Source organism: Dyadobacter psychrotolerans, assembly GCF_004349265.1.
GTDB classification, from domain to species: Bacteria; Bacteroidota; Bacteroidia; order Cytophagales; family Spirosomataceae; genus Dyadobacter; species Dyadobacter psychrotolerans.
Genome location: NZ_SMFL01000005.1, coordinates 86,063 through 104,471, shown reverse-complemented (window position 1 = coordinate 104,471; position 18,409 = coordinate 86,063). Strand labels below are relative to the sequence as shown.

Below are 18,409 nucleotides of genomic sequence, written 5' to 3'. Positions count from 1 at the left end.
CTTCTGTCAACACATTGGCACAGGATTTTACAGGGAGCGCCGTATTATTTGACCAAACAAAAAACATTCAATGGAGCCACATTTGGAAAACGAACTTTTGCAAGCACCGGAAGCCGTTGAAATAAAAGTATTTCCCGGCAGCCCTTTTCCGCTTGGATCATCCTGGGACGGAGAAAGAATCAACTTTGCGCTCTTTTCAGAAAATGCAACCAGCGTTGAACTTTGCCTGTTTGATTCTGTGGACGGCCACGAGGAAAGTGCTAAAATTAAAATTGAAGAAGTAACCCATCACGTCTGGCATGCCTGTATTTCGGGCTTAAAACCCGGCCAACTGTATGCGTATAGAGTTCACGGTCCTTATGAGCCGCAGAATGGTCACCGCTTTAATCCAAACAAACTCCTGATTGATCCATACGCAAAAGCGATTGCCGGAGGAATTGATTGGGATGATGCTGTTTTTGGATATCAGATCGGCAGCGAAGAAGCTGATTTAAGTTTCAGTGAAACCAACAGCGGACCATATATTCCAAAATCCATAGTAATCGATCAGCAGTTTGACTGGGAAGGTGATAAAAAGCCCAAAATCCCATATCATGACACGATCATTTATGAAGCACACGTAAGAGGATTTACCAAACTACATCCTGAAATTCCGGAAGAAATACGCGGAACGTATGCAGGAATGGCCCATCCGGTCACGATCAAATATCTGAAAGAGCTGGGCATAACCGCTCTTGAATTGATGCCGGTTCATCAGTTTGTAAAAGACAGACATTTACTGGAAAAGGGCTTAACCAATTACTGGGGATATAACACGATCGGTTACTTTGCTCCGCATGCTGAATACAGCAGCGCCGGATTTATGGGAGAGCAGGTTCGGGAATTTAAAAACATGGTAAAAGAGCTGCACAAGGCAGGGATTGAGGTGATACTGGATGTCGTTTACAACCATACAGCAGAAGGAAATCATCTGGGACCTACTCTTTCTTTCAAGGGAATTGATAATGCCTCGTACTACCGATTGATGGAAGACGATCAGCGTTATTATCGTGATTACACCGGAACCGGCAATACCCTGAACGTTAGGCTTCCATTTGTGTTGGGACTGATTATGGACAGTCTGCGTTACTGGATTACTGAAATGCATGTGGATGGATTCCGCTTTGACCTGGCTTCGACGCTGGCCCGTACGCTGCATGAGACAGACAACCTGGGATCATTTTTTACAATTATACATCAGGATCCGGTTATTTCACAAGTAAAACTGATCGCCGAACCATGGGATACCGGAGAAGCAGGATATTTGGTCGGCAAGTTTCCTCCCGGCTGGGCTGAGTGGAACGGTAAATATCGGGATAACCTGAGAGACTATTGGCGGGGAGCTGAAAGCAAACTGGCAGATTTCGCACTCCGTTTTACTGGTAGTCCGGATTTATACAAAGAAGGTTACCGCCGTCCAACAGCCAGCATCAATTTCATTACAGCTCATGATGGCTTTACACTTCATGATTTGGTTTCCTATAATGAAAAACACAATGAGTCCAATCAGGATGATAACACAGATGGTGAAAATGAAAACAATTCCTGGAACTGCGGAGAAGAAGGTCCGACCGAAAATGCAGAAATTAACGCATTGAGACAAGTTCAGAAAAGAAATTTCCTGACTTCTCTGTTTTTATCACAAGGTGTTCCTATGCTGGTTGCCGGCGATGAATTTGGACGCACTCAGGGAGGTAATAATAACGGCTATTGTCAGGATAACGAAATTTCCTGGCTGGACTGGGATCATGCGGATCAGGATTTGCTGACATTTACAAAGGGAGTAATTTCCATTTGCAAAACGCACCCAACATTTAGGAGAAGGCGATGGTTTCAGGGTATATCCATTCAGGGTTCAGGTCGGACGGACATCATTTGGTTTTTGCCCGAAGGAAATGAGATGCCGGAGGAGAACTGGGAACATGACTTTGCAAAATCGCTCGGTGTGTATCTGAACGGAAAGGGAATCAGATGCGTAGGTTATGACGGAAAACCTGTTGTCGATGATAGTTTTTACATCATTTTCAATGCCCACGATCAGCCGCTGGATTATGTTCTTCCACCTGACGAATGTGATCATGGCTGGCGAAAAGTGATTGATACCAGCAATGGTTTTGTTGGTGAAGAGCAGGAAATTTTTAAATCAGGAAGTTCCATTCAGGTTCAGGGACGCTCGGTCATTGTGATGCTCTGTCCTCTGTAACGGTGAGATTTTTTTCTTTGGAGTCTTTTAAAAAATCAACTAAATCATCACTCACATGCCTTCACAGCTCGTTATAGATTGCAGTAAAATAATTAAAGAACATAACCTGACCATTGCTTTTGCGGAAAGCGCTACTGCCGGCAGACTTGCTTCCGAATTTTCTCTGACGCCTGACTCGGGAGCCGTTTTAAAAGGCGGACTGGTTTGTTATGATGCTTGTTTAAAGGAAGATATCCTGATGATACCGAAAGGTTTTGTGGATGAATTCACACCTGAGTCCGCCGAAGTGACCAAAGAAATGGCCTTGCGTTTAAAAAAATTCATAGAGTCCGGCATACAGGTTGCAACCACGGGTCTTCCATCACCTGGTGGCAGTGAGACAAAGGAGAAACCCGTAGGAACCATGTTCAGCCACATCCTTATCGGCGAAAGCTCCATTGCCATTCACAGAGTTTTTGAGGGGACACCCGAAGAAATCATTTTGCAATCCATCGACCAGGTTGCCGAGACAATAATGAATGAATTAAAAGAAAACAATCCTTAATCGGCTGAGAAAATGATTCTTGTCATGGGATGGCACAGTATTGGTTCTTTACTTTTGTAGAGAACCAATTTTATTTATACCTATGTCTATTTTCAAACTAACCGCCACAATTTTCAGTTTTGCAGTTTGTTTACTTATCATCTCCTGCAATACAAGTCCCACCCAAAACAGCGCACTGGACACAAAAAAATCAGCTTCCGATTCAACATTTAATATCTGTTATTCTTCTGTTGTAAAAAAAGACACAGTGCTTCTGAACGCACACATGTCGGGCGACAGCATTACCGGAAGTCTTGGTTATAAACTCTATGAGAAAGATCAAAACAACGGATCCATTCTGGGCAAGATGTATGGTGATACTTTACGTGCAATGTATACCTTCATGTCGGAAGGAACAGAATCTTTTCGTGAGGTAACATTTATCAAAAAAGATTCACTGCTGGTGGAAGGCTACGGACCGATGAAAGAAGTAAACGGGAAAACCCTTTTTTCGGATGCTGCAAAGGTGAACTTTACCGGCATTGTTTTACAAAAAGTACCTTGTAAGTAAATCATGCTACGGACAGTTTTCAACATTATTAAATTTCATTTTGAAAATAATTTAATAATATAATGATTCTTCTTTAATATTTTAATTTAACCTTCTATTTATTGGCAATAAATCATTTCATCAGAATATATTTGTCGCACTGTCCACTCCTATGCCCCAAATATTGTGATGAAACATCTGTTCGCCTTTCCTCTTGTACTGCTGCTTTGCACTCATTTTACATCTTTTTCTCAGAATAAATATGAGCTAAAACAGGGCTGGAAGTGCAGTCCGGTGTTGAAAGTGAATGACAATGGCTTACGAATTTCCAGTACGTCTTACCCGCTGACTGGCTGGATGCCCGCAGTAGTGCCTGGCACGGTGCTTACAACCATGCTGGAAAACAAGCAGATCCCGGATCCGTTTTATGGGATGAACAATAAAAACATCCCTGATATTTTCCACACAGGACGGGACTATTATACTTATTGGTTTGTAAAAGATTTTAACGAAACAATCAAATCCGGCGAGCAGGCCTGGTTGCATTTTCGGGGTATCAATTATAGCTGTGATATTTTTCTGAACGGTAAAAAACTGAACAAGGAAAGGCACTCAGGTATGTTTCTGCGTCAGTCTTACAACATTACTGCTTCGATTAATAAAAACGGAGCCAACCGGCTGGCAGTAATTGTTTATCCGCCTGATCCTGTCGGCAATCCGAATGGCGGGCAGGGCGGCGATGGAACAATTGCAAAAAATGTTACGCATCAGTATGTAGCAGGCTGGGACTGGATACAACCCGTTCGTGACCGCAACACCGGGATTTGGGATAAAGTAACAATTGAAAAAACCGGAAAAATAAACATCAAAAACCCGCACGTGATAACGCTCGTGCCGGGTCAGCGCAAACCGGATGGAGCACAGAAACCAGCTACAGTTAAAGTATCAGCAGAACTTGAAAATCCTACGGCTTTACCGGTAAAAGGGCTTTTACAGTATACAATGGCCGGAAAGAAAGTTTCCAGAGAAGTTACCCTCAAAGCCAATGTTACGGCCGAAATCACGTTACCCGATCTGCCATTGGAAAATCCGAAACTTTGGTGGCCTGCTGGTTACGGAGATCAGTTTTTGTATCCGATGAATATGCAATTTATAATCAGCGGCGCGGTTTCTGACGAAGAAAATCTACATGTTGGAGTCCGGCAGATTCAGGCTGAGACAAATACCGTTACACGAAGCAAACAGATTTCGGTGAATGGACAAAGGGTTTTTATGAAAGGTGGCAACTGGATTATTTCTGATGCAATGCTTCGGTTTTCGCCTGAGCGTTATGATGCAGAAATTCGTTTTCACCGGGATATGAACCTGAATTTGCTGCGGATTTGGGGCGGCGCGTTAACGGAACGACCTGAATTTTATGAAGCTTGTGATAAATATGGAATTCTGGTCATGCAGGATTTCTGGGGTTCGGGCGATTGCAATGGACGCTGGCCTGATCCGATGAAGGCCGACGATCAGTGGACACGCCGTAAATATCCGGATGACCATGATTTATTCCTGACATCTGCCGCCGACCAGATTAAAATGATCCGTAATTATCCGTCTCTGGCTATGTGGTGCGGCGGCAATGAAATTACCCTTCCGCAGGACCTGATGTTTCCTTTGCGTGATTCGATTCTTCCCAAACTTGACGGCACGAGGTGGTTTGTGGATTACTCCAATTCGGATGATATGTCTTTCAATTCACTGGGAGGCGGAGGTGACGGGCCTTATGGAATTCAGCCGCTAAAACGTTTTTTTGAATACAGAACCTGGCCGTTTAATTCAGAAATAGGTTCTGTGGGTGTTGGGGATTACCAGTCGCTGGAAAGGTTTATTCCAAAAGAAAATTTAATCTCACCGGAGTATCTTACCGGTCAAAGGGAAAAAGTGGATTCGGTTTGGAATTACCATAAATATATTGGTTACTCCGATCACATCAATGCTTACGGAAAACCAAAAGATGTTGAAGATTTTGGTAAAAAAGCACAGCTTGTCAATTATGACCAGTACCGTTCTCTAATGGAAGGTTTCAGCGCGCACATGTGGGAGTGGTATACGGGCGTAATCATCTGGAAAACGCAAAATCCATGGACAGCTTTACGCGGACAGATGTATGATTATTACCTTGATCCAAATGCCTGTTTATATGGCCTTCACAACGGAAGCGCCCCGCTGCACATCATGTTCAACCAGGCCGACAGCACCATTATGGTTGCCAACAATACCTTTAACCATCAATATGATCTGATGATGGTCGTAAAAGGAATTGACATGCAGGGAAAAGAAAAAAACCTCGGTCAGGCTTTTATAGAAATCGGCCCGTCCACCACCCGCCCCATCTTTCCGATTAAAAACGACATCCGTCAAATGGCAAAAAAAGAAGGTATGTTTTTATCGATGAGACTCATGAATCTGAAACAGGAAATTGTCAGCGACAACCTTTACTGGCTGCCGGATGCAGAAGGAAATTACAGCGGATTGAACCAGATGCCAAAGGCGGACATTGATATTCAGGCAAGAAAAACAGCCAAAGGAAAAGTTGAAGTGGTGCTTTCCAATTCGCCTTCGAATACGATTGCGTTTTTCAACAGACTTTCCCTGGTTGATCCCACCACCAGAAAAAGAATTCTTCCTGTTTTTTATGACGACAACTATGTGTCCATACTTCCCGGCGAAAAGAAAACGGTGCTAATGGATTACACCGAAACAGGCATAACGCCTTTGGTTAGTATTGATGGCTGGAATGTAAAAGAGCAGTTTATTCCTGTTAAATGAGTCTGACTTAGAACGCAAAGTTCATTTGGTAATAGTAAGCCGGACACTTTCTTTCACCTTCCCGTTTAAATTGAAGCTTTTGAGAGCGATATAATTGTCATTACACATAAATCCCGTATTACAGCCTTCCTTTTGGGTGACGAAATCGGATATTTTATACTTCTGACCCGAATCCGAAAGTCTTAGCTCATAATCGAAGTCTGTCGACATTTTGTCAATTAAATACAGCTGTTGAAAAGAAGATTGCGATGAAAAGTCAGAAGTGATAACCACCGTACTATCTATGGGCGTCGCCAGTTCGCTGTTTTCACTAAATCGTTTTATGACGATTGTGTCCAACTCTGCTATGGAGAAATTGTGAAACTGAATCATATCCAGATTGTCAGCTCCCAAACACATCGTATCTGTACAGCAGGCTCCTGTTAACAAAAATGTAAAGATGATAGCCGTGAATACAAGTAGCTTGAATAAAATGTCGGTCATCGGTGAAGGGTTTTCAAAGTTTTAGCGAATCCAGCGAAATATGCAAAGTATTTTGATAAGGTGTATCTTAATTTATCTGTGTTTAATGGATATGTAAAAACTTAACTTTCGTAAACATGAGTCAGCAAAAATCAGAAACTCTACAAATTCAAAACCAGTCTCACCCCAGGCGTCGCCTGCCGTAAAAGCGGCTGGCTAAGTTTTGGTTCTACACGTAAAGTCAGGTCGTCTGAAAGATCGAAGGTTTTCAAATGTGCGGCAACGTTAGCTTCTATAATACTAAGCGAGTAAATTAATCCGGTCACGATCAGGGATAAGTTGCGGTTTCGGCGCCAGTAGTTTTTTTGTCTTTCGACCACATCACGACTGAGTTTAATGTACTCACTTTCGGTATTAAAAAGATTTCGAACTCTTGTCAGTCTGCTGGAATCCTGTGTGATGCCCGGTTTCAGCTGTCCGAAGGTCTTGCTGTTTTTGTCCATTTCATAAAACGTCTTGTAAGCTGTCAGAAAATCCTTGTATTTCAGATTGTTCAGATAATAAGAGTAAATTCCTCCTCCCATGGAAAGGTAAACGATAGGGAGTTTCCAATAATCATGGTTATAGAGCTGACCGAATCCGGGAATAAGCGCAAGCCTGGTGGCTCTTTGGGGAACGGGAGAGAATTTCTTTCTTGCGTTTTGTTTATTTACAGAATCCGGCCCAAGCGCTCCTGCTGCTGCAGATACGCTGGTTTGCAGATTTGATTGTTTTAACGTTTGCTGACAAACACCACAAAAAGGAATCAGGAGTAACAGGTACAGTAGATTTTTCACGTTCCGACAGGATATTAGTATCCCTGAAACGGATTTCCATCTGGTTTAAGCCGTAATTTCGATCTGTTTAAGGTTATTTAACGTTTAAGCCTATCGTCATTTATTAACATTCTATGCTTTGGGCCATTCGGTTTCAATTCCCTGTTTTCTGATAAAATCCTGAAAATCTGACAGCAATTCCTTTTTCTCACGCACCGACCGGGGAATCACTTTTTTGTCCAAAGCAAATTTCACCAGCAGTCCAACCGATTCGCCTATGCTCCATTCAACCGGATGCAGACGGTAACAGCCATTGGTGATATGGGTCGTTCCGATATTTTTGTTTGCAGGAAGCAGGTTTTCCATTCTTTTTGGTAAAAGCGCCCCCAGAGGAATTTGAAATGGCAAGGATCCAAAATCAATGTAGTTATCGCCGGACGTACTTGGGTGCAGATCAATATGGTAATAGCCGACTCCCACGCTATCATAGAATTCGGCCGCTTTGTTTCCTTCTTTCCGGCCAGTGATCATCGCCCGGTTGTCTGCCCCGACGTGTTCTTCTTTCACCGTAAAAACTGCTTTGATACGTCTGGATTCACGGATGTAAGGATATTTTGCCAGTCCATCCTCTGTCCCCATAATGTCTTTTCTCAACCTTATGCCGGGCCAGCCTTTTCCTCCATCCGGCCGTGGCGCTTCGGTTTGCAGCCAGTATAACAATGAAAGACTAAGCTGTTTACCTCTTTCGAAATGTTTCTTAAAATCCTTTTCACTGGCACCGACCAGATTTCCAAGAAGGTAGTCGTTCTGTGGCCAGTTTACAATCGTGATGTCACCGGCGTATGTTCCTTTTTCAAAATTCTCTTTATTGATAATCCTGCGGTAATTCCAAAGATTAAGTTTGTCGCCCATCGATATTCCCTCCGGGTGAAATCCTAACAATTTCGGTTCTAAGGTTTTAGGATTTGAATACGCCAGATAAAGCAATTTTCCTGACCAGGGCTTTTTCATTTTAGGGATAAAGTTTTTCCAGAAATCATATTCACGGGGTTTTTCGATAACATGATTTTCGCCGGGAAGGTAATCCATAGCAAAGCAAACAGTAAATGCCTGATTATTTTCAGGATCGGCCTTTTCGGGCGCATGCAGTTCCTGAGTTTCACTTTTCGGTTCTGCTCCCGTCACAAACTCAGTTCCTGTAACAGGCAGCAGGTCACCAAGTTCTGTCGCGTCCACAAAATACGGCGCTGTTAAAGTCATTTTTTGATTGCTTCTCAAACTAACAGCTTCCAAAGAATTTACTTGATTCTCTTTCACATCGGCTGCTGTAATTTTATGTTCTAAAAGCAGTATGAGTTTTCCGGAGCTGATGTAAGGCGCAAACATGTCACCAAGTACCGCGACAGCAACCCTCGGTTCATGACATAATTTCGAGACAGAACCATCTCCGGGGTTCAGGTTTTTTCGCTCTTTGGCGGCCTTCGTAAGCGGATACGTTCGCTTGTAATAATCCCTGATTCCAATACGAAAGTCGCGGTAAAGCTGTGTAGCGCCATGTGTTTCGATCCAGGGATGCTCATCAGGCGGAACCCCCTGCTGGCTCAATTGGCCTCCGATCCAGTCCGTTTCTTCTGTCAGGATTACTGATAAATTATTTCGCAACGCTGCCAGAGCAGAAGCACATCCGCCCAGCCCGCCACCGGCTATTACCACGTCAGCAGTCAGTTTTAGTTTGCCATTAACCGTTTCTTTTGAAACCGGCAGTCCGGTTGCGGGTGTATTAATGATGGAAGTAACGACCAGCGCACTGCTGCTTAAAGTAAGATTCTCTATAAAATTCCTGCGCTTCATAAATAGCCGGTTTCGTCTAAAACGTGTTAGTTTTGCTAATTGAAAGTGCAAGGAACACTTTTTATATCGAAAATAGTTTCGAAAAATTACGGCGGTTCACCTAAACCGGCCGTTCTTCTTTTAGACAAATTAATATAACTTATTCTAATACATGAGTATCGGGGATAGTTCCAATAATGATTTTAGTAAGCTCAACGAGCGTTCAGATATAAATTTTGCAATCAAAGCCGCAGGACTTGGGACCTGGGAAGTTAACACGGCTTCTGATCTTATTCAGTGGGACAACCGGTGCCGGGAATTGTTCGGAGTGACAGAAGTAAATCCGTTGCCCTACCAGGAGGCACTGAAGTATATTCATCACGAAGATGTTGAAAAAGTTAACAAGGCAATATATCGGGCTACAAAGCTGGGATCTGACGGAAATTTTGATGTTTCATGCCGGGTTACAGGAGTCGACGATGGCATATTACGCTGGGTGCGTTTTATCGGGAGAAGCTATTTTGATGAAACCGGTAAAGTAAGCCGGTTTGCAGGCGTGATTCAGGACGTAACCAGTGAAATTGAATACCGGCAAAAAGTTGAACAAAATGAACAGCGCTTCCGGGGTCTTATTCAGCAGGCGCCGTTTGCCATGGCTGTTTACAGTTCGAGAGATCTGATTATTGATATTGCCAATCCGGCGATGATCAATGTATGGGGAAAAACGCCTTCGGTGGTGGGAACAAAACTCGCGGATGCCTTGCCTGAACTACAAGGGCAGCCATTTATTGGTTTACTCGAACAGGTTTACGACACAGGAGTGGCTTACCAGACCAATGAACAGCAGGTTGATCTTGTTGTTGGCGGTCAGCTGCAAAGCTTTTGGTTTAATTTTATTTATGACCCGCTGACCAACTCAGAAAACAAAGTTTATGCGATCCTGAACATGGCTGTGGATGTGACTGAGCGCGTAATGGTAAGGCAGCGAATTGAAGAAAGCCGCCGGCAGCTCCTCTCCTCTTTCGAACAATCGCCTGTTGCGATCGCTACTATCAGCGCAAAAGACCTGGTATTTACGATGGCCAATACCTTTTATGCAGAATTGGTTGGCCGCACCCAGGAGCATTTGATTGGAAAGTCATTACTGGATGCGCTTCCCGAACTCAGAGGACAAGGTTTTGATGACTTGTTAAAACGGGTTATTGATACCGGCACACCTTACGTAGCACCAGAAGCGCAGCTTGAAATAATTCGGAATGGCAAACTGGAAACCATTTATGTCGACCTACACTACCAGCCTCAAAAAGATTCAAATGGAAAAATTTCAGGAATTCTGGTTGTAGCAACGCATATAACCCAGCAGGTCACTTCACGCCGGATGGTTGAGGCAAGTGAAGAAAAGCTTCGCTCGGTTATCAGCAATGCACCGGCTGCTATGGTTCTTTTTCTTGGGAGAGACCTCATCATTGATCTTCATAACCAGGCTTTTGTTGATATTGTTGGCAAAGGTCCGGATATACAGGGAAAACCTCTTCGGGAAGTAATGCCGGAGCTTGTCGGACAGCAGTCTCTACAAATTCTTGATGATGTTTTCGTGTCTGGAAAAACACTTCAACGATTTGGTTCACAGGTGGATGTCCTGAGGAATGGCGCGATGACACACGATTATTACAACACAACTTATACACCGCTGTTCAACGAATCCGGTGAGGTTTATGCCATACTGGAACTCGCTATTAATGTCACTTCAGAAATCCTTGCAAAAAAGAGAATTGAAGAAGCAGAAAAGCGTTTACGTGGAGCAATTGAACTTGCACAGCTCGCAACCTGGAGTCTGGATATTAAGAGTAAGAAGTTTACGTATTCACACCGGTTTATGGAATGGCTCGGATTTTCGGAGGATACCAAGAGCCTGGACGAAGCATACAGTCCGCTGCCGGAAGATTTTCGTGCGTCTGTTGAAGCAGCCATTGAAGATTCGATTCATCCCGAAGCTTCGGGCTTTTACGAAAACGAACATCCGATAATCAATCGTTTAACAGGCCAGAGCCGGATCATACATGCTCAGGCCCAGGTATTTTATGATGCTGAAGGAAAACCTGCCATCCTCAGCGGAACCGCACATGATGTTACAGAGCAGCGCAAAATGCAGTTGGCGCTTGAACACCAGGTGCAAATCAGAACTGAGGAGCTTGAGGCTTCCAACGAGGAACTTGCAGCAACAAACGAAGAGCTGGCGGCTACAAATGAAGAGTTTGCCGCAACCAATGAAGACCTGGCAGAAGCCAACAATATGCTGATCCGGTCTAATAAAAATCTGGAACAATTTGCCTATGTTGCCAGCCACGATCTGCAGGAACCTTTACGTAAAATCAAGCAATTCGGAGACCTGTTAAAAATACAATACAATGCTCCCAGCAGCCAGGCACTGATGTATCTGGAAAGGATGCAGTCGGCTGCGGGGCGTATGTCTGTGCTTATTGAAGATCTGCTGACCTTTGCCCGTATTTCGACGCAACAGGAAGAGACCGAACCAGTTGTGCTTGATGACATTATCCTTTCCGTATTGTCTGATCTGGATCTTCGGATACAGGAAACCGGCGCGGTAATCGACGCTGTTCCATTGCCGGTAATAGCAGGCGACAGAGTCCAGATGGGCCAGTTATTTCAGAATTTATTAAGCAATGCGCTTAAATTCCGTAATCCGGATGTTCAGCCGCATATTCAGATTACATCAAGAACAGTGGATTACAAGGCGCTTCACGAATCGGTGAAACCAGCTAGATGGTCGGCTTTTTATCACCTGATCGAAGTTGCTGACAATGGTATTGGTTTTGATCAAAAATATGCTGACCGGATTTTTCAGGTATTTCAGCGACTTCATGGCAGAAGCGAATACGCGGGTACCGGCATCGGGCTGGCAATTTGCGAAAAGGTAGTTACCAATCACGGAGGTGCGATACTGGCAACCGGAATAAGCGGAAAGGGAGCAACTTTTGGAATTTATCTACCTGCCGGAAACGATAAGCTCAACAAAAACAACTTTTAGCTCCGCTGAACGGGATGGAAAGGCAAACCACTTTTCATCCCGTCTAGCCACCATTTTCTGTTTGAATTAAAATGGGCAGCATGAGTTCAATTTCTTTTTCAAGGTCCGCAAGCAGCACTCCGACTGCTGCATTTTCAAAGGAGTCAAGATGCTCCAGACTGGCGGCAATATTGGTTACTCCAAATAAAAATGCTGACGAAGCTGCACCTTTCAGTTTATGTCCCGCTGTTTGAATTCCTTTAAAATCTTTCAGTTTATGACATTTATTTAAATCCGCCAAACCTTTACCCAGGGCTTCTCTGGTCAGGAATAAAAACTCTCTGATAAATTCCTGGTCATGCATATAAGTGTTGCGAAGCTTTTCAGCACTAAAATGTGACTCGAACGGCAATTTGGCTTTAAAAGTTTTCTTTGCCAAGACACTCACCGTAAAATCCGGATACTGATTAAAAACCTGTTTAATATCAGCCGGGAGAAACGGTTTTGTAATAAAATCATCCATCCCAACGGCCACACATTTTTCTCTTTCTCCTTTGACATTACCTGCCGTAAGTGCAACAATCGAAATCTGCTTACCTTTTGGCAGTGCACGAATGGCAGCCGTGGCTTCATATCCGTTCATTTCAGGCATTTGAATATCCATAAAAATAAGATCGGGTTTTTGTCTTTTACAAAATTCAACTGCCTCCACCCCGTTTCTGGCCTCATATATTTTTGTGTTTGGTGCAACCTTGCTAATAATTGTTTTGGTCAAAAACATATTTACGGGATTGTCCTCAGCAATAAGTACATGCAGCAGTACATCGGCATGCATATCCATAGCTGCGACCTCGGTTATCTGGCTTGTCACATCATCTTTCAGAGAAAGCCTCGACAGGCACAAGAAAATATCGTGGAGTTTAAGAGGTTTCATTAAACGGTGACTAACCATGAGCTCATCGCATGCTTTAATAACCGTTGCATCATCAGCCGAGCTTGTCAGCAGCACAATCGGAAGCTGATGGGGATCTTCACAGTAAATTTTTCTGATTTGGCGAATCGTTTCTAACCCGTCCATTTCCGGCATATTGTAATCCATTAAAACAGCATCATACTGATATCCGGAAGCCAGGCAATCAAGTGCCTCACGACCACTTTTAACCTGGTCAGAACTGATTTGCAACAGTTGCAGCATGCCTTCCAGAATAGTCCTGTTGTTGTCGTTATCATCAACGATAAGCACTTTATTAAGTGAATCGATACTCTGCCAGACAACCGGTTCTCCTTGTTCTGACTTCATAGTGAGGTCGAAAAAGAAAGTGCTTTCTACTCCATAAACGCTTGCCAGCTGTAAACGGCTGCCCATCATCCCCAGGAGTTTATTGGCAATGGCAAGACCTAAGCCCGCTCCGCCATATCGTTTTGTAGTCGAGCCATCTTCCTGAACAAATGCTTCCAGGATATCGCCCTCTTTTTCCTTTTTAATACCAATTCCTGTATCGTGAACAATGAAACGACAGGTCATTTCATCGGAAGTTTCAGGTTCATAAGCCAGAATTAAAACCTTTAGCTCAATTTCTCCGCTACGGGTAAATTTGGAAGCATTACTTAGTAAATTGATTAATATCTGCTTTAAGCGGGTTTCATCCACCCAAACAAACCTAGGCAGGCCTGAAGGAATATTTACCAGCATTTCCAGTCCTTTGCTTTGCACCGGAAATGCAATCACATCAGCAGCCCTGGCAATGATTTCGTTGATATCACACCTGTTAATTTCAAGTTCAAGTTTACCGGCTTCAATTTTTGCAAAATCCAGAACATCATTGACGATATCCAGCAAAGTACTGGCCGACTGATTAACAATGGTCAGATACTGTTTCTGGGTTTCGTCCATCTGCATTTTCAAAATCAGGTCGGTAAAACCAATAATCCCGTTTAAAGGTGTTCTGATTTCATGACTCATATTTGCCAAAAATTCGGTTTTGGCAACGCTAGCCTGCTCCGACAGCCGTTTTGCCTGAATCAGCTCTTCCCGATGTGCTATTTCATTTGTAATATCCTGAAAAGTACCCAACAGACGCTTGCATGCTCCATGTTCAAATTCTGCTTTACCAATGGATCTGACCCAAACCTTTTCGCCTCCGTCAGTGGTAAGTTCCAGTTCCGCAGTAAATCCGTCTCCTGTTTCAGTAGCTACGCGAATTACGTTTATAAGGTTTTGGAGACTGGTTTCATCTTTAAAAAAGCGGGACCAGTTCTGAAAATTCGGAACGAAATCCGGATGCACCTGATGTATCTGTTTTGTAACTTCGGTCCAATAGAGCTGGTTTTTTACAACATCCATTTCCCATCCTCCTACCCTCGCTAACTCATTGGTTTGCAACAGCATTTCCTGGGCTCTGAGCAGATCTTTTTCAAGCTGGTAACTTTCCGTAATATTACGGCCAATAGAAAAAAGGTCTCCGGTGACAGGATCCGGGGTAGATAACCATTGCAAAGTCAGGTAAAATCCGTTTTTACATCTGAAACGCTGCGTAAATTTTGCAACCGGATTACCCGCAGAAAGACGTGCTATTTCGGTTCGTGTACTTTCTCTGTCCTCCGGATGAATGAATTCAAGGAAGGAAGTCTGCATTAAAAAATCTTCCTCCCAGCCTAGCAAATCTTCAAAAGCGGGGTTCAATTTTTTGAAAAAGCCATCTGTACCAGCTATACAAACCAGATCACTTGACAACTTAAAAAGCTTTTCAAAATTTCGAAATTCCTCTCTTTTTCGTTGCCCTGCAAGCAAAGTCATCACCTGGTCGGCCAGCATTTTCATCGATTCGCGCTGCGATTTTGTAAGGGTTCTCACCTTGCTGTCCAGCACACAGATGTTTCCCAGTGCATTCCCATCCATATCAACCAAAGGATAACCTGCGTAAAACCGGGTGAAAGGCGATTCTGTCACAAACAAACTGTCTTTAAACATTTCATCAAGCAGCAGGTCCTGAATTTCAGTCAATTCGTTTGTTAAAAGTGTGAACTGACAGATATCATTAAACCTTTCAACCTCCTTCATTAAAACTTCACTACCAGATTTTACCCATTTTCTGTCTTTATCTATAAAACTGATCATGGATATTGGCGCATCGCATATCAGGGCGGCCAGGGAAGCAATTCTGTCGAACTCTGCCTCTGTTTCTGTATCCGGCATTGCGTGTGCATGCAGGGCAGCCAGTCTTATAATTTCCTTATCAGAAATGGAGGGATTTTTCATTTTCGTTGAGTATTGAGTAATGTATCTAACAACAGAATCCTATCGCACCTAAATATTCCAGAGCATTATCGATTACAATAAATTAACGCTACTTTTGAATTGATGCGTTTCCGAATGAGAAAAATGAGATTGTGAGGTGATTTGGTTAACACAAAAACCGGTCCAAGGTGAGGTAGAAATCTGATTTACAATAATTTGTCATTCATTATAAAGTTTACAGCAATTTAAAAACCATTCTTACAAGCGTACTAAAATATATTCAGATTTAAACGCACGGTCTCAATAAACGTCATGCAATGCCGGAAGCCGCTATTTCCTTGTATTGTATTCCGTGTTAAATAAAAACATTGGCTGAACATGAGATTTTTCAATTAACAACCGGGGATGAAATAAAATATAAATTAAATATTTCATTTTATCCAAACATCGGAGCCCAACCCCTTTCCCCTTTTGAGGCTTAATCTCTCATGACGGGAAAATTGTGAGAGTTAACTTTAAAATAATTTGCTGAGCACAGCAATCAGGTCCTGTTCCTCAAAGGGTTTCCCCAAAATATCATTCATACCCACACTTGCGAAGTAAGTTCTGTTTTCTTCATTGGAACTGCCTGTAAAACCTAAAACCGGAATATGCGATTTAATGATGTCTGAATGCGCTCTGACGCGTTTGGTCAGTTCAATCCCATCCATTTCAGGCATCTGAATATCTGTAATGATCAGATCGTACTGATTGTTTTCAAACAGTGAATATGCTTCCACACCATTGGCAGCCAGATCATAACTTACCAGATGTTTATCCATGATCCTGCTTATGAGCACCAGGTTAATTTTTGCATCATCGGCAATCAGCACTTTTTTGCCTTTTAAAAATGAACTGTAATTGTTTTTTTTAACCGCTTCCGCTTCTGAGGCAGAATCTTTGGCAACATCCAGGGGAATCCTAACAGTAAATTCAGAACCGGCTCCCGGAGCACTTTTTACAGAAATATCTCCGCCGTACAAATCCGTAATCTTTTTACAAATTGCCAGTCCCAGCCCCGTTCCAAGGTGCCTGGAAGAAGTATCGATCATCTCAATCTGAATAAAATCGTCAAAGATTTTTTGTTGATTTTCAGGTTCTATTCCCACGCCCGAATCCTTTACCTTAATCGTCAAAATTCCCTTCTCACTATTGTTTTTTTCAAAAGTCGAACTGATTGAAACACTTCCCTTCTTCGGAGTAAATTTTACAGCGTTGGTCAGCAGGTTAATTACGATTTGTTTAATCCGGAAATCATCACCTATCAACATTAATTTTGAATCAAAATCAAAAGACGTTGCAATTTTAATTTCCTTTTCAGCCGCAAGAACAGATAAGATACTGGTAGCATCATTGAGCAATTCTAGCGGGAGTATTCGTTTGTTCAGCAAAGTAATTTTACCGCTTTCAAACTTTGAAAAATCAAGGATTTCATTGACAAGTGTCAGCAGAATCCGGGACGAGCTCTTGATAGCATTTACGTTTATCTTTAAACTTTCATCCATGTTCTGCGTATCGATCAGCTGGGAAAAACCGATTACTGAATTCAGGGGCGTTCGTATTTCGTGGGCCACCTGCGCCATAAAAACACCTTTCTTTTTTGTTGTTTCGGCTGTCAATTCTGCGTAATCGATGATTGTTCTTTCTTTTTTATACAATCGCACCAGATTCCAGACAATGATCAGTGCCAGGATTAATACAACAGCGACACTTCCAACGGACAAATCGCGAACATCGCTAATATTGACCGATGCGTCTTCCAGTAAAGCTCGTGTCGCTATTTCACTTTCTTGCTGCTGCCGTATTTTAAGGTCGAGCAAAGCCACCTGCAGACTTGCAAAAATCCTCCCATTGATAGCCAAAAGCTGCTTTTCTCTTTCATTCAACTCACGCCGGGCAGCATTAAATTGATTGTATAAGTCGGGTATTCCGCTTGCTTTAACGGATGGAAGAAACAGTGAATCCCGGCTTATCTCCGTACGTTTCGCCAGTTGGAGCACACTGCTATCTTCCGCTTCCTTATTGGCAATGGCTTCTGCGATTCTTTTTAACAAACCTTTCCGGGTTCTTTTGCTGACAGTTAATACTGAGTCCTTTTGGATTATTTTTTTTATTTTTCTAACGACCCCTGGCTTTTCAAAAGGTTTTTCAATCTTCCCCGGAACGTCCTGCAACGTATAAAACAAAAGGCTGTCAACCATGATTTTTAAATCGACAAATTCCTGGTTGTTGACCCTCTTTCTTCTGACCAGTCCTGAAAGATGTGAAGACCGCTTTTTCTGCTGTTCTTCAAACCGCCCAAGTATTTCAGAAACTGCTGAAAGCTGTAAAGTGTATTTTCTATGGTAGACGGAATCGAGTGTCAATACAAAAAGCCGGCTGTTATTTTCCGCGTCGTACAAAATAGAAATACAGGTGTCCAGCTTTTTATAGTCTGCACTGTCGGTTTTTAGCGTGTTGATATTACTGCTCACCACATCTGCCTTGCGGCTGCTGATCAGAATGACAATAGTGAAACAGGCAAGCAGGACAATCAGTATGATAGTCCATAAAAAAGAAGTGAGAGAGGCCTTTTTCAAAGTATTTTCCATGTTCGTTGAACTCCATTTTTTTAATGGAAATGCAATACATTAAGAATGCAATTTCAATGCAGAGCCACTATAACGCCGCGCCAAATAACCTTTGGTTACGTGCAATTAACTGTTTTTTATTTATAAAAGACAATAAAATATTTCCTTAATTTTAAATCAAAAGGTATTCTGGTCCTTGGTACTCAAATTAAACAGCATCCTTTTGACAGATATTGTTATTCAAACCTGATCTTAATTTGCTATCATACTTTTGAAACGTTATTTTTAGACTAAA

General features: G+C 42.7%; 10 protein-coding genes. 5 read left to right on the top strand and 5 right to left on the bottom strand.

The window, feature by feature from the left end; genetic code table 11:
- Positions 1–70: 70 nt before the first annotated feature.
- The 4 genes from glgX to E0F88_RS14860 all read left to right on the top strand — a co-directional run bounded on the left by glgX (position 71) and on the right by E0F88_RS14860 (position 6,132).
- Positions 71–2,242, top strand: a complete 2,172-nt coding sequence (glgX, locus tag E0F88_RS14875) for a glycogen debranching protein GlgX (RefSeq protein ID WP_131959065.1) — start codon at positions 71–73, stop codon at positions 2,240–2,242.
- Between the two features lie 55 nt (positions 2,243–2,297).
- Positions 2,298–2,786 carry a CinA family protein gene (locus E0F88_RS14870; protein ID WP_131959064.1) on the top strand — a complete coding sequence of 163 codons (489 nt, stop codon included), beginning with the start codon at positions 2,298–2,300 and terminating at the stop codon, positions 2,784–2,786.
- Positions 2,787–2,868: 82 nt separating this feature from the next.
- A complete protein-coding gene (locus tag E0F88_RS14865; protein WP_131959063.1) occupies positions 2,869–3,336 on the top strand; it encodes a hypothetical protein in 468 nt (155 codons plus the stop codon).
- A 168-nt stretch (positions 3,337–3,504) separates the two neighbouring features.
- On the top strand, positions 3,505–6,132 hold the full coding sequence (locus E0F88_RS14860) for a glycoside hydrolase family 2 protein (RefSeq protein WP_131959062.1): 2,628 nt from the start codon (positions 3,505–3,507) through the stop codon (positions 6,130–6,132).
- A 21-nt stretch (positions 6,133–6,153) separates the two neighbouring features.
- Here the strand turns inward: E0F88_RS14860 and E0F88_RS14855 are convergent, their stop codons facing one another.
- From E0F88_RS14855 to E0F88_RS14845, 3 genes are all read right to left on the bottom strand, one after another.
- On the bottom strand, positions 6,154–6,615 hold the full coding sequence (locus tag E0F88_RS14855) for a hypothetical protein (protein ID WP_131959061.1): 462 nt from the start codon (positions 6,613–6,615) through the stop codon (positions 6,154–6,156).
- Between the two features lie 140 nt (positions 6,616–6,755).
- Positions 6,756–7,430, bottom strand: a complete 675-nt coding sequence (locus E0F88_RS14850) for a DUF5683 domain-containing protein (RefSeq protein ID WP_131959060.1) — start codon at positions 7,428–7,430, stop codon at positions 6,756–6,758.
- A 111-nt stretch (positions 7,431–7,541) separates the two neighbouring features.
- Positions 7,542–9,260, bottom strand: a complete 1,719-nt coding sequence (locus E0F88_RS14845; protein ID WP_131959059.1) for an FAD-dependent oxidoreductase — start codon at positions 9,258–9,260, stop codon at positions 7,542–7,544.
- A gap of 151 nt (positions 9,261–9,411) precedes the next feature.
- On the opposite strand from E0F88_RS14845, the gene E0F88_RS14840 reads away from it, so the two are divergent.
- Entirely contained in the window at positions 9,412–12,288 is a 2,877-nt protein-coding gene (locus E0F88_RS14840) for a PAS domain-containing protein (RefSeq protein WP_131959058.1), read from the top strand.
- A 43-nt stretch (positions 12,289–12,331) separates the two neighbouring features.
- Here E0F88_RS14840 and E0F88_RS14835 read toward each other — a convergent pair whose 3' ends face one another.
- Together E0F88_RS14835 and E0F88_RS14830 are read right to left on the bottom strand one after the other, a co-directional pair.
- Positions 12,332–15,526, bottom strand: coding sequence for a response regulator (locus E0F88_RS14835; protein WP_131959057.1), 3,195 nt, complete (start codon positions 15,524–15,526; stop codon positions 12,332–12,334).
- Between the two features lie 494 nt (positions 15,527–16,020).
- The gene (locus E0F88_RS14830; protein WP_131959056.1) at positions 16,021–18,135 is read right to left on the bottom strand and encodes an ATP-binding protein; all 2,115 of its coding nucleotides are present in this window, start codon (positions 18,133–18,135) and stop codon (positions 16,021–16,023) included.
- Between the last annotated feature and the right edge of the window lie 274 nt (positions 18,136–18,409).